The sequence below is a fragment of the Parasutterella muris genome, assembly GCF_009767915.1.
In the GTDB taxonomy this organism is placed as follows: Bacteria; Pseudomonadota; Gammaproteobacteria; order Burkholderiales; family Burkholderiaceae_F; genus Parasutterella; species Parasutterella muris.
This window is the reverse complement of sequence record NZ_WSRP01000054.1, coordinates 1-11,044: the sequence shown is the minus strand read 5'-3', so window position 1 is coordinate 11,044 and position 11,044 is coordinate 1. Positions and strand designations below refer to the sequence as shown.

General features: G+C 51.3%; 12 protein-coding genes and 2 tRNA genes. 5 read left to right on the top strand and 9 right to left on the bottom strand.

Annotation, left to right across the window (positions count from 1 at the left end):
- Positions 1-168 precede the first annotated feature (168 nt).
- Positions 169-384 carry an RNA-binding S4 domain-containing protein gene (locus E5987_RS11970; protein WP_160336309.1) on the bottom strand — a complete coding sequence of 72 codons (216 nt, stop codon included), beginning with the start codon at positions 382-384 and terminating at the stop codon, positions 169-171.
- Between the two features lie 140 nt (positions 385-524).
- Complete coding sequence (locus E5987_RS11965) at positions 525-1,640, bottom strand: M20 family metallopeptidase (RefSeq protein ID WP_160336308.1); 1,116 nt, start codon at positions 1,638-1,640, stop codon at positions 525-527.
- A gap of 197 nt (positions 1,641-1,837) precedes the next feature.
- On the opposite strand from E5987_RS11965, the gene E5987_RS11960 reads away from it, so the two are divergent.
- Both E5987_RS11960 and E5987_RS11955 read left to right on the top strand, forming a co-directional pair.
- Complete coding sequence (locus tag E5987_RS11960; RefSeq protein ID WP_160336307.1) at positions 1,838-2,218, top strand: CidA/LrgA family protein; 381 nt, start codon at positions 1,838-1,840, stop codon at positions 2,216-2,218.
- Positions 2,211-2,939 carry an LrgB family protein gene (locus tag E5987_RS11955; RefSeq protein ID WP_160336306.1) on the top strand — a complete coding sequence of 243 codons (729 nt, stop codon included), beginning with the start codon at positions 2,211-2,213 and terminating at the stop codon, positions 2,937-2,939. Before E5987_RS11960 ends, E5987_RS11955 begins: the two co-directional genes overlap by 8 nt.
- Here E5987_RS11955 and pncA read toward each other — a convergent pair whose 3' ends face one another.
- Positions 2,940-3,560 carry a bifunctional nicotinamidase/pyrazinamidase gene (gene pncA, locus E5987_RS11950; RefSeq protein WP_160336305.1) on the bottom strand — a complete coding sequence of 207 codons (621 nt, stop codon included), beginning with the start codon at positions 3,558-3,560 and terminating at the stop codon, positions 2,940-2,942.
- A complete protein-coding gene (locus tag E5987_RS11945) occupies positions 3,561-4,631 on the bottom strand; it encodes an NAD(P)H-dependent flavin oxidoreductase (RefSeq protein WP_160336304.1) in 1,071 nt (356 codons plus the stop codon).
- 173 nt (positions 4,632-4,804) lie between these two features.
- Here E5987_RS11945 and mnmA point away from each other — a divergent pair, with 173 nt between their 5' ends.
- The gene (gene mnmA, locus E5987_RS11940) at positions 4,805-5,890 is read left to right on the top strand and encodes a tRNA 2-thiouridine(34) synthase MnmA (protein ID WP_160336303.1); all 1,086 of its coding nucleotides are present in this window, start codon (positions 4,805-4,807) and stop codon (positions 5,888-5,890) included.
- 48 nt (positions 5,891-5,938) lie between these two features.
- On the opposite strand, the gene E5987_RS11935 is transcribed toward mnmA, so the two are convergent.
- The 5 genes from E5987_RS11935 to recA all read right to left on the bottom strand — a co-directional run bounded on the left by E5987_RS11935 (position 5,939) and on the right by recA (position 10,386).
- Positions 5,939-6,646 carry a TerC family protein gene (locus tag E5987_RS11935; RefSeq protein ID WP_160336302.1) on the bottom strand — a complete coding sequence of 236 codons (708 nt, stop codon included), beginning with the start codon at positions 6,644-6,646 and terminating at the stop codon, positions 5,939-5,941.
- A 6-nt stretch (positions 6,647-6,652) separates the two neighbouring features.
- Positions 6,653-7,549 carry a succinate--CoA ligase subunit alpha gene (gene sucD / locus E5987_RS11930; RefSeq protein WP_160336301.1) on the bottom strand — a complete coding sequence of 299 codons (897 nt, stop codon included), beginning with the start codon at positions 7,547-7,549 and terminating at the stop codon, positions 6,653-6,655.
- 3 nt (positions 7,550-7,552) lie between these two features.
- Complete coding sequence (sucC, locus tag E5987_RS11925; protein WP_160336300.1) at positions 7,553-8,716, bottom strand: ADP-forming succinate--CoA ligase subunit beta; 1,164 nt, start codon at positions 8,714-8,716, stop codon at positions 7,553-7,555.
- 87 nt (positions 8,717-8,803) lie between these two features.
- Positions 8,804-9,280, bottom strand: a complete 477-nt coding sequence (locus tag E5987_RS11920; protein WP_237178836.1) for a regulatory protein RecX — start codon at positions 9,278-9,280, stop codon at positions 8,804-8,806.
- Positions 9,277-10,386 carry a recombinase RecA gene (gene recA / locus E5987_RS11915; protein ID WP_160336299.1) on the bottom strand — a complete coding sequence of 370 codons (1,110 nt, stop codon included), beginning with the start codon at positions 10,384-10,386 and terminating at the stop codon, positions 9,277-9,279. Before recA ends, E5987_RS11920 begins: the two co-directional genes overlap by 4 nt.
- Before the next feature lie 252 nt (positions 10,387-10,638).
- Between recA and E5987_RS11910 the strand changes: the two genes are divergently transcribed.
- Positions 10,639-10,714 (top strand) — tRNA-Lys (locus E5987_RS11910).
- 4 nt (positions 10,715-10,718) lie between these two features.
- Positions 10,719-10,794 (top strand) — tRNA-Lys (locus E5987_RS11905).
- Positions 10,795-11,044: the final 250 nt, after the last annotated feature.

Sequence of the window (11,044 nt, the reverse complement as noted above, 5' to 3'; positions counted from 1 at the left end):
ATGAATCCCTCCAGGTAGATTATATAATTATAATCTATTAAATCAGTTAAAAATAATGCCCAATGCCCGGTTTACGGGCAATTTGGGCACTGTGTGTAACTACTAGTAATATTTATGATCTAGTTTTTGGGAATTCAGGTTTTTGTTTTCGCCGAGAATTGCAAAAGATTAGGCTTTAGCCTCAACCTGAATCTCTTTGCCAGCGTAAGTCACGATCTGTCCGGCTCGGATTTTGGCGCCGCGTTCCGTACGCACGGCTCCGTCCACTTTTACCTCTCCGGCTTGAATCACCTGCTTGGCTTCGCCTCCCGTCTGAAGCACACCGGCCGCTTTCAGAAGATCTCCAAGACGAATATATTCTTCGTTTTCCAGTTCAAATTTCATAACTGCTCCTTTTCGATTCCTGCCATTATCGGCCTCTTTCCGAGAGAATTCCGCCGCGATCCTAAATTTAGGCGCTGAAAATGCGAAAGAGCCGCCGGCTCTTAAAGAGAACGGCAGCTCAGGCAGAGAAGAAAGATCGATTAGATCAGCGTCAGGAAGCGAGTGATCATGCGAATGCGTTCTTCAATCGTATCGATACGAAGGAATTCGCGATCGCAGTGGAATTCACCGCCGGCAGGGCCGCATCCGTCAATAACGGGCAGACCGGCTTCAGCCATGTGGTTGCCGTCGGAAGCACCGCCCGCGTCAACCCAGTCAATGTCAAAGCCTTCCAGCTTGGCGGCTTCAGTGATCTGAGCAACGAGTTCCTTAGTTGCTTCGGAAAGCGGCATGGAGTTGCTGTGGCTGACGCGTTCAATGGTCTGAGTTACGCGCGGAGCCCAAACCGCATCAGCAAGCTTCATGATGCCTTCATGAAGAGCCCTGTCGTCTTCATTGTTCCAATAACGGGTGTCCAGTTTGACGACGCAGCAGTCGGAAATAATGTTCGGAGCTTTTCCGCCTTCGATAACACCGGGGTTCACTGTTGTGCCTTTTTCTACATCAGCCAGGCCTGCGGCAGCCAGAGCAAAGCGCATGGCGGCGATATTGGCGTTGGCACCGCGATACGGAGCATTGCCGGCGTGAGAAGAAACGCCCTTGAATGTGACAACGTAGTTGGAAGAACCCTTTCTGGAGCGAACCAGCTGACCGCCTTCGCGAGCGGCTTCAAAAACCAGAGCGCGGGAAGACTTGGCGGCAATGCCTCTGAGCCAGGCGCTCGAAGCACGGGAACCGGTTTCTTCATCCGGATTCAGCGCAACAGCGATGGAAAGTCTTTCAAGATCTTCCGGACGAGCGGCTTTGAGTGCGTAGTAAATAGCCAGAACACCGCTCTTGCAGTCGCTGCAGCCGGGACCATAGGCTCTGTCGCCTTTTACGGTAAGGGGACGAGCTGCGGCTTCACCGTCAGGGAAGACTGTGTCCATGTGCGCATTGAACAGAACGTCGTAATGATCCGCGTCAGGCTTGTTGCAGGCGAACATGCCGTTTCCAGCTCCCGGACCAAGATCAACCAGCTCAGCTTTGAATCCGATCGATTCAAAGTGCTTTTTCATGATTTCTGCGACTTTGGTAACACCGGCGACGTTGTGGGATCCGCAGTCCAAGTTGACCAATTCTGCAAGATCCTTCATATAAGACTCAAGTACGCTCATTAGAACTCCTTAGATAGTAAAGCGGCTGTTAGCCGAATGATTTTGAAAAATTTTAATGAACCGCCCTATCTCTTTATATTCGAGTTAACACCGAACATATTTTCCATTTTGAGAAAAAAAGTACTCGTTTTTCTTTTTTTTGAAAAAATTAGTCATAAATTATGACTCCTCCTTTTCACCCATAATTTTTTTTCATCATGATTGCCGGTTTAGTGTTGCTTCTAATATTCCAGATTCTTGGGAATGTGGCAGAAATGTATTTCCATTTGCCTGTACCCGGTCCTGTTCTCGGAATGTTCCTGCTTCTGATCGCACTCATCAGCTACGATAAGCTCGCCGCATATGCCCGACCGATTTCGCTCGTACTGATTTCTTACCTCGCCGTACTCTTTGTCCCTGCCGGCGTCGGCATCATCCTTCACTTTGAGCGAATCAAAAATGAAGCGCTGCCGATTGGTGTCTCACTGGTGCTCAGCACCATCCTTACGATTGCGGTTACCGGACTTGTGATCAAATATTCCGGAATTTGGCTTGAGAAACGCAGGATACGTAAATCTGAGGAGCAGTGCCATGAATGAAGTCAATGAAATCTGGGCTTCGCTTTCGACCTCGTCACTGCTGTGGCTCACGGTCACGCTGCTTGCCTATCTGATTGCGCAGAAGCTTTACGCCTGGAGCAATTGGAATTCTTTGCTCAATCCCGTGGCGGTGTCGATTATTCTGGTTGTCTCGCTGCTGCTTGCGACAAAAACGCCCTACCAGACGTATTTCCAAGGTGCGCAGTTTATTCATTTTCTTTTAGGGCCGACGACCGTTGCACTGGCTATTCCTCTGTACGACCTAAGAATTCAGCTGGCTAAAAACTGGCTTCCGGTTATCCTCGGATTATTTGCGGGCGCTTTTACAGCAATCGTATCGACCGTACTGATTGCAGGCGCACTTGGCGCGTCACCGGAAACGATCATCAGTCTTGCGCCTAAGAGCGTAACCACTCCGATCGCCATGTCGGTAGCAGAAAAGCTCGGCGGTCTGCCCGCGCTTTCAGCCGCTCTTGTGGTTCTAACCGGCGTACTCGGCTCTATCACCGCGGGCCCGCTCTTCAAGTTCCTAAATATTAACGGTGCAGCCGCTCAGGGCTTCGCGCTTGGGCTCTCAGCGCACGGCATGGGCACGTCCAGAGCATTCCAGATCGATGCGGACGCCGGCGCCTACGCGAGTCTCGCGATCGGATTAACCGGCTTGACAACCGCGTTGCTCGCGCCGGCTCTGACACCGCTTCTGATGAAGCTCTTCTTCTGATCAACTAAGCTCTGCGGATGTGAGGATATGAATGCCGCGCGCTTTCATGTCCTCGATCGCTTTTTGAATCGAGCCGTCAATATCGATGCCGCGGCAGGCGTCTTCCACGAGATTCGTCTTGAAACCGAGCTTTACCGCGTCCAAAGCCGACCAATAAACACAGAAATCCGTCGCAAGACCGCAGACAAACACCTCGTCAATTCCCCGCTCCTTCAGCTGCTCGGCAAGACCTGTGAGAGTACTTCGATCTGCTTCAATAAAGGCTGAATAGCTATCAAGCTCGGGATTGGTTCCTTTTTTTATATTAAGGGCACACCTACTTGTATCGAGTCCCGGGGCAAGCTCAGATCCGACCGTTTCCTGAACGCAGTGATCCGGCCATAAAACCTGTTTCCCGTAAGATACGTCAACGAGCTCATAAACGCGGCCGCCCTCATGCTGAGAAGCAAAAGAAATATGGTTTTGAGGATGCCAGTCCTGAGTAAAAACTACGGTGTCAAACAGTGGAGCAATCTTATTAATAACGGGAACAACCTCACTTGCAGCCGGGACAGGAAGCGCTCCCTTCTCCAAAAAATCATTCTGCACATCAACAACAACCAGGGCTTGATTCTTCTTCATTTAACGCTTCCAGTAGTCTGTAAAAGTTTCTACGATACTACGAACCGGAAGACTTTGGGCTCGGAAGGCATTCTGACCGATTTCCAGATAAGCAAGATCAATTCGGTTCTGCTTCAGCGCTGAATCAAAAATATCCCTGAGCGCAAAATACTGGAACGGGAAATCAAGAACCGGAAGTTCGTTTTCCTGAATCGTGCGAGAGAGACCGTTGGCAAGGAATCGGGCGGGACGTCCCAAATAAACAGAGGACATTTCAGTTGAAGCGTCCGTTGTGTAGCAGAGCTTCGTGCGCCAGGCTTCCGGAAGCGGTGACTCATCTGCGCACAGCAGCGCATCTGTGAGCATGAGGCCCGCGCAGCCAAAAAGTTTTGCCGCCTCTGCGTGCGCCTCGGTCATTACAGAGCCCGCCGCGATAACCGGAACTTTCAAGGCTCGTGCGCACTCAGGCCACAACGCAAGAGAATCCACTTCCGCACCGTAAGCCGGAACTTCTTCATAAGAAAGCAGTCCGCCTTCAGCCCACGAAACCGCAACGACCGCCTTCACCCCGCTAGAGACCAGAACTTTGGCGTCGCGCAAATTTGAAGCAAGTCCAAAGATCGGCATACAGCACCTTTCCAGCTTCTCCATGTAAGGTTCGCGAAGACCACCCAAACGAAGCCCGACCGCAGGCACTCTCAGGTCAATGATTTTCTTGAACTGCCGGTCAAAATCAGGAAGCTGCAGTGTTTCAGCGCTTGTCTCAAGTCCCAAATCCTCGCGAAGCGGAGAAAGCGCCATATTCAGAAGCTTTAGTTTCCGACTGTCCAAAAGTGTTTTTTTCGGCGGGAACAGCATGGCTGCAAAGGGCCGATCGGTCAGTTTGCGAACCGCTGCGACCGATTTCTCAATCTCGTCTTCATTCATGAATCCGACATTTAAAACACCGAGGCCTCCGGCGTTAGAGACTGCGGCTGTCAGCTCAGGCGTTCCCCAGCCAAAGCCGGGAAGCCCGATGATGGGAATTTCAATGCCGAAATCATTTAAAAAAATCTGTGATTTTTTGTTTTCGGTGTAGACAAATTCTGGCATGCGGTCTCCTTCTTTACGACTCAGGCTTAAACAATACGTCATTCTATTACTGCGTCAACTATCGCTTCCCAATCAATTGTTTTTAATCCTTTCTTTGACCCGTTCTGTCACAACTAAATCGTCCGACACCGCTTTGAGTTGGCTAAAATTAGGAGCTCAAAAAGGAGTTATAAGTGAGCACAAAAACTGTTGTCGTCGGGCTGTCCGGCGGAGTCGACTCTGCGGTCAGCGCGTACCTGCTCAAACAGCAGGGCTATGAAGTCATCGGCCTCTTCATGAAAAACTGGGAAGACGATGATGACAGCGAATACTGTTCCTCCCGTCAGGATCTGATTGATGCGACGGCCGTCGCCGATGTGATCGGCATTGATATTGAAGCAGTCAACTTTGCCAAGGAATATAAGGAACGCGTGTTTTCCGAGTTCCTCAGTGAGTACGAGGCAGGACGCACGCCGAATCCTGACGTGCTGTGCAACTCCGAAATCAAATTCAAGGCCTTCCTTGACCACGCTCTGCGGCTTGGCGCGGACAAAATCGCGACCGGCCACTATGCACGTGTTACGGAAGACAACGGTCTGTTCAAACTGTTAAAGGGGCTTGATCCGGCCAAGGATCAAAGCTACTTCCTTAATCGTCTGAATCAGTATCAGCTCTCCAAAAGCATTTTCCCGGTAGGAGAGCTTTGCAAGACGGAAGTCCGCAGAATCGCTGAAGAAATCGGCCTGCCCAACGCACGTAAAAAAGACAGCACGGGTATCTGCTTTATCGGAGAGAGACCTTTCCGCGAATTCCTGCGCCGCTATCTTGCCAACAAACCCGGTCCGATGAAAACCGCTGACGGGAAGGTCGTCGGGGAACACATCGGTCTTTCCTACTACACCATCGGCCAGAGAAAAGGCATCGGCGTAGGCGGCTCTAAAGAAGGAAACGGTGAACCTTGGTTTGTTGCCCGCAAAGATATTCCGGATAACACGCTCTACATTGTTCAGGGACATGATCATCCCTGGCTCAAGTCTTACACGCTGACGGCGACTCGTCCCAACTGGATCAGCGGCTCAGCCCCGCTTGCCGGAACAAAGCTCGGGCTGAAAACGCGCTACCGCATGCCGGATCAGGCCTGTGAAATTTTATCGGCCGACAGCGAAAGCCTGATGCTCGCTTCCGAAGAACCCATGTGGGCGGTAACACCGGGACAAAGCGCCGTACTTTATGACGGTGATGTCTGTCTCGGAGGCGCCATTATTTCCTCCTGCGCATAAAGGAAAAGGCGGTGAACAGATCACCGCCTCTTTTTTTAAGTAAATGCCTTAAGATGACTTGCGACTCTTGAAGAACTTAATCAGCAGCGCAACCCCGAGAACGAACACAATTCCCGCGATTCCACCCTCCATGTGAAGCTCCGGCAGATTCGGGAAATGCGGAGAAATTCCCGGATCGTCTACCATCAGCGTGCCGGCAATCCAGCCGAGCAGCGCGCCACCCGCATACACAATGATCGGGAAGCGATCCAGAATTTTCAAGATAAACTGGCTTCCGCCGAGAATAAACGGAACACTGACAAGCAGACCGAAAATAACCAGCGCCATCTGATGATGCCCCGGTGCCTGTTCGGCTGCGCCTGCGATCGCGATGACATTGTCGATACTCATCACCAGATCGGCGATAATAATTGTCTTAACCGCGCCCCAAAGTTTTTTACTTGCGTGTACCTCCTGATCTCCTTCGTCATGAGGAACGATCAGTTTGATACCGATCCAAAGAAGAAGGAGTCCGCCGCAGAACTTCAGGTATGGGATCGTCATGATCGTCACGGCAAACGCGATCAGAATCACTCGAAGCGCAATCGCACCGCCCGCGCCGTAGAAAATCCCTTTCCGTCTCAGATGTGGATCCAAATCTCTGCAGGCCAATGCAATGACCACGGCGTTGTCTCCGCCAAGCAGGATGTCAATCATAATGATCTGAAGAACGGCGACCCAGTGTATTTCGTTAAACCAGACAATCAATGTTTCCAAAATAAATTACTCCTTGACGGATGTCAGCACAGATTTAAGAAGCTCGCCGATCTCGGAGGGATTGCGCGTCGTACGAATCCCGCAGGCTTCCAGCGCCGCGAGTTTGCCTTCGGCTGTTCCCCTGCCGCCCGAGATAATGGCGCCCGCATGCCCCATTCTCTTACCCGCTGGCGCTGTCACACCGGCAATAAAGCCCACTACGGGCTTCTTCATATTGTCACGCACCCATTCTGCGGCGGTCTCTTCGTCGCTTCCGCCGATCTCTCCGATCATGACCACGGCCTCTGTATCTGGATCGTCATTGAACAGTTTGAGCGCGTCGATGTGCTTGATTCCGTTAATCGGATCGCCGCCGATACCGATGGCGGTGGACTGTCCGTAACCGAGCGCGGTAAGCTGCGCAACCGCTTCGTATGTCAGAGTTCCGGAGCGGGAAACCACACCGATATGACCCTTGCGATGGATGTGCTCAGGCATAATGCCAACATTAATTTCTCCCGGCGTCATGACGCCCGGGCAGTTCGGTCCGAGAAGCAGTGATTTGGAGCCGGTCTTCTTCATATGGTCACGAACGCGGACCATATCGAGAACGGGAATTCCTTCCGTGATGCAGATAATCAGTTCGATTCCTGCGTCGCTCGCTTCCTGAATTGCGGCAGCCGCGCCCGCGGGCGGAACATAAATCACGGAGACGTTTGCTCCGGTAGCTTCTTTAGCCTCTTTCACCGAGGCAAAAATCGGCAGACCTTCCCATACCTGGCCCGCTTTACGCGGATTCACGCCGCCCACAAAGCAGTCTTTGCCAAATCCGTACTCTCTGCACAGACGTGTATGGAACTGTCCGGTTTTCCCGGTCATACCCTGAGTAATCACACGGGAATCTTTATTAACCAAAATACTCATCGCTTACTCCCGAGACTTTTCTACTGCAAGTTTTGCTGCCTCGCCGAGTGATTCGGCAGAAAGAATCGGCAGTCCGCTGTCTTTGAGAATCTGTTTGCCAAGTTCCTCGTGCGTTCCTTTCATGCGAACGACGAGCGGCACCGTCAGTTTGACTTTATGGCAGGCCTGAACGATGCCCTCGGCGATAATGTCGCACTTCATAATGCCGCCGAAGATATTGACCAAAATCACCTTGACTTCGGGGCGGGAGAGCATGATTTCGAAAGCGGCCGTCACCTTTTCAACCGAGGCGCCGCCTCCAATATCAAGGAAGTTGGCAGGTTCGCCTCCGAAGAGCTTGATGGTGTCCATTGTGGCCATGGCCAAGCCGGCGCCGTTTACCAAGCACGCAATATTGCCGTCAAGCTGAATGTACTGAAGTCCGGCCTGATGCGCAGTAAGTTCCGTCGGATCTTCCTGTTCGGGATCGTGCAGGCTTTCGAGTTCCGGATGGCGCATCAGCGCGTTGTCATCAAAGGTCATCTTCACGTCCAGCGGATAGACCTTATGTTCGGCAGTTACGATCAGCGGATTAATTTCCAGAAGCGAGCAGTCCATTGAATTGAACGTGTTCCAGAGTTTCACCAAAACATCGGCGCACTCCGGGCAAACCGCCGGCTCCACACCGAGCTTAGTGGCGACTTCAAGCGCCTGTTCTCTGCTCAGTCCGCTTTCCGGATCGATATAGGTGTTGATAATTTTTTCAGGAGATTCGGCCGCAACGCGTTCGATCTCGACTCCGCCCTCTGCAGAAGCGATGAGAATCGGTTTTTGCGCCTGACGGTCAATCAGGAGTCCAACATAGAATTCCTGAGCGATATTAAGCCCTTCCTGAATCAGAACCTTGCTGACCGGAGCGCCGTGCGCGCCGGTTTGTTTGGTCACAAGGCGGGAACCGATTAAGGAGGAAGCCAGAGCGGAGATGTCCCCGAGGCTTCGGGCAAGCTTCACGCCGCCCGCTTTTCCCCTGCCGCCCGCATGAACCTGAGCCTTGACAGCCCAAACGCGGCCTCCGATTTCTTTAGCTATCTGTTCTGCCTCTTCAGCACTGGAGGCAACTTCCGCAACGGGAACGGGCACGTCGAAATTCTGAAGAATACGACGCGCTTGATATTCATGAATTTTCATCGGCGTAAATGAAAAAGAGATTGTGAGATTGTTCCAAAAGCAATCTTACGAGTATAAACCCAGAGCCGCTCTAAGCATTGCCGGGCATTACTCTTCTTCATCGAGTCGACAGCGAAGAACCTTTTCGATTGTTCTGAAAGAAAATCCCCGATACACGAGGAATCGAACCTGTCTGGCTCTTTCTTTCGGATCCTGAGGAGGCTCACCAAAGCGGCGCTCCCACAGAACTCTTGCCCGATCCAGTTCGGACACTTCGTTTTCGCGAATTGCCTCATCAGCCAATTCGCTTGACACGCCTTGTCTACGAAGTTCCCAGCGAAGCTTCTGATCGCCAAAGCGTGAGTTTTTGATCATGACCTGGCTTTTTGCAAAGCGCTCGTCTGAAAGATATTTACGTTTCTCAAGCTCATCGAGTACCGAATTAATCAGTTCGGCATCTCCGGGCTCTTCAAATTGGTCCGACAGCTTCTTAAAAAGACCAAGGCGAGAGCGCTCTTTTGCTGCAAGAGCCGCTACCGCCTTGAATTTGATTTGCTGTCTGCGCTCGTCAGACTCACTCATCATGGTGCGTCTTCATAGACCTCTTCGGTCACGGATGAAGTCTCTGTAACCGGATCGTTCTTATGTTTTTCGTTTTCACCGCTGATCTTGGCGCGAATCTGATCTTCGATGAGCTTCATTTCTTCAGGATGTTCTTTGAGCCACTCTCTGGCAGCCGCCTTGCCTTGGCCAATCTTATTGCCCTGATAGGAGTACCAAGCGCCAGACTTGCCGAAGATATCCATATCGGTACCGAGATCGATGACTTCGCCTTCGCGGGAGATGCCTTCGCCGTAGATGATTTCAAACTCAGCCTGTTTGAAGGGAGGCGCAACTTTGTTTTTCACAACTTTAACGCGTGTCTCGTTGCCGAGTACTTCGTCGCCCTTCTTGATGCCGCCGATTCTGCGGATATCCATACGGATCGTGGCGTAGAACTTCAGCGCATTGCCGCCGGTCGTTGTCTCGGGAGAACCGTAAGTGATGCCGATCTTCTGACGAACCTGGTTAATAAAGACTACGAGTGTGTTGGATTTTTTAATACTGGATGTGAGCTTGCGCAGCGCCTGGCTCATCAGTCTGGCCTGCAGACCGGGGAGAGCTTCGCCCATTTCGCCTTCGATTTCAGAACGGGGCACAAGAGCTGCGACAGAGTCGATGACGACGAGGTCAACCGCTCCGGAACGAACCAACGCATCTGTGATTTCCAGAGCCTGTTCTCCGCTGTCCGGCTGAGACAAGAGCAGATCTTCAATATGCACGCCGAGCGCCTGAGCATATTTAATATCCAGAGCGTGCTCGGCGTCGATAAACGCGCAGGTTCCGCCAAGTTTCTGCATTTCTGCAAGGATGTGCAGCGTCAGCGTTGTTTTACCGGAAGATTCCGGTCCGTAAATCTCAACGATACGTCCGCGGGGAAGACCGCCGACGCCAAGCGCCATATCCAGAGTGAAAGAGCCGGTGGAGACGACATCAAGGTTCTGCTCGGCCGGACCGTCGCCCATATTTAGGATCGCGTCCTTACCAAACTGCTTTGTAATCTGATCCAACGCGACCTTGAGCGCTTTCTTGCGGGCATCCGTATCAACAATCTGTTCTACGGGCGGTTTCACTTTTTTCTTTTCAGCCATTTAATTCTTCCTAAATTTTGGCGGCTCAAGCCGCATAAGTTCTGTAATAGTAGCGAAAAAATCAGATTTGACAAGGCAGATTTCAATTTCAGATTATTTTCTTGTTGGAAGTTATTCTAAAAATTAGTGCGACAATTTATGTCTTACTCGACGGTAACAGTTTCGGATTGGGTCCACTTGATTTGACGATTAAAAAAAACGTGTGTAGTATTCACTTCTCGATTGATTGAGACGCAAGTCTTGATCGACAAAGGGTTGTTAGCTCAGTTGGTAGAGCAGTGGACTTTTAATCCATTGGTCGCAGGTTCGAGTCCTGCACAGCCCACCAAATAGGGGGTATAGCTCAGTTGGTAGAGCAGCGGACTCTTAATCCGTAGGTCCCGGGTTCGAATCCCTGTGCCCCCACCAAGTTACCATCCGAGAGTCTCCAAGACTCTCGGATATTTTTTTGCCCGGACCAATAAGTACCTGAAATATTGCAGAATCTAGAACCTCTAGCAGAGGCTCAGCTTTTAATCTGAAGGCATCTTCTTTAGAAGTCTGTCTCTTCTTCGTCGTCTTCGTAGACCTGCGCCTTTTCAGGCTCTGCATCAGGAACCGGAACCCCGAGGGCTTCAAATAACATCCGTCTTTTCCCTGCGATTTCACCGAAGTAGTA

What these genes read in the sequence shown, in the direction of transcription:
- E5987_RS11970 (WP_160336309.1), bottom strand. Translation starts at nt 384, where the DNA reads ATGAAATTTGAACTGGAAAACGAAGAATATATTCGTCTTGGAGATCTT.
- E5987_RS11965 (WP_160336308.1), bottom strand. Translation starts at nt 1,640, where the DNA reads ATGAGCGTACTTGAGTCTTATATGAAGGATCTTGCAGAATTGGTCAAC.
- E5987_RS11960 (WP_160336307.1), top strand. Translation starts at nt 1,838, where the DNA reads ATGATTGCCGGTTTAGTGTTGCTTCTAATATTCCAGATTCTTGGGAAT.
- E5987_RS11955 (WP_160336306.1), top strand. Translation starts at nt 2,211, where the DNA reads ATGAATGAAGTCAATGAAATCTGGGCTTCGCTTTCGACCTCGTCACTG.
- pncA (WP_160336305.1), bottom strand. Translation starts at nt 3,560, where the DNA reads ATGAAGAAGAATCAAGCCCTGGTTGTTGTTGATGTGCAGAATGATTTT.
- E5987_RS11945 (WP_160336304.1), bottom strand. Translation starts at nt 4,631, where the DNA reads ATGCCAGAATTTGTCTACACCGAAAACAAAAAATCACAGATTTTTTTA.
- sucD (WP_160336301.1), bottom strand. Translation starts at nt 7,549, where the DNA reads ATGAGTATTTTGGTTAATAAAGATTCCCGTGTGATTACTCAGGGTATG.
- sucC (WP_160336300.1), bottom strand. Translation starts at nt 8,716, where the DNA reads ATGAAAATTCATGAATATCAAGCGCGTCGTATTCTTCAGAATTTCGAC.
- E5987_RS11920 (WP_237178836.1), bottom strand. Translation starts at nt 9,280, where the DNA reads ATGATGAGTGAGTCTGACGAGCGCAGACAGCAAATCAAATTCAAGGCG.
- recA (WP_160336299.1), bottom strand. Translation starts at nt 10,386, where the DNA reads ATGGCTGAAAAGAAAAAAGTGAAACCGCCCGTAGAACAGATTGTTGAT.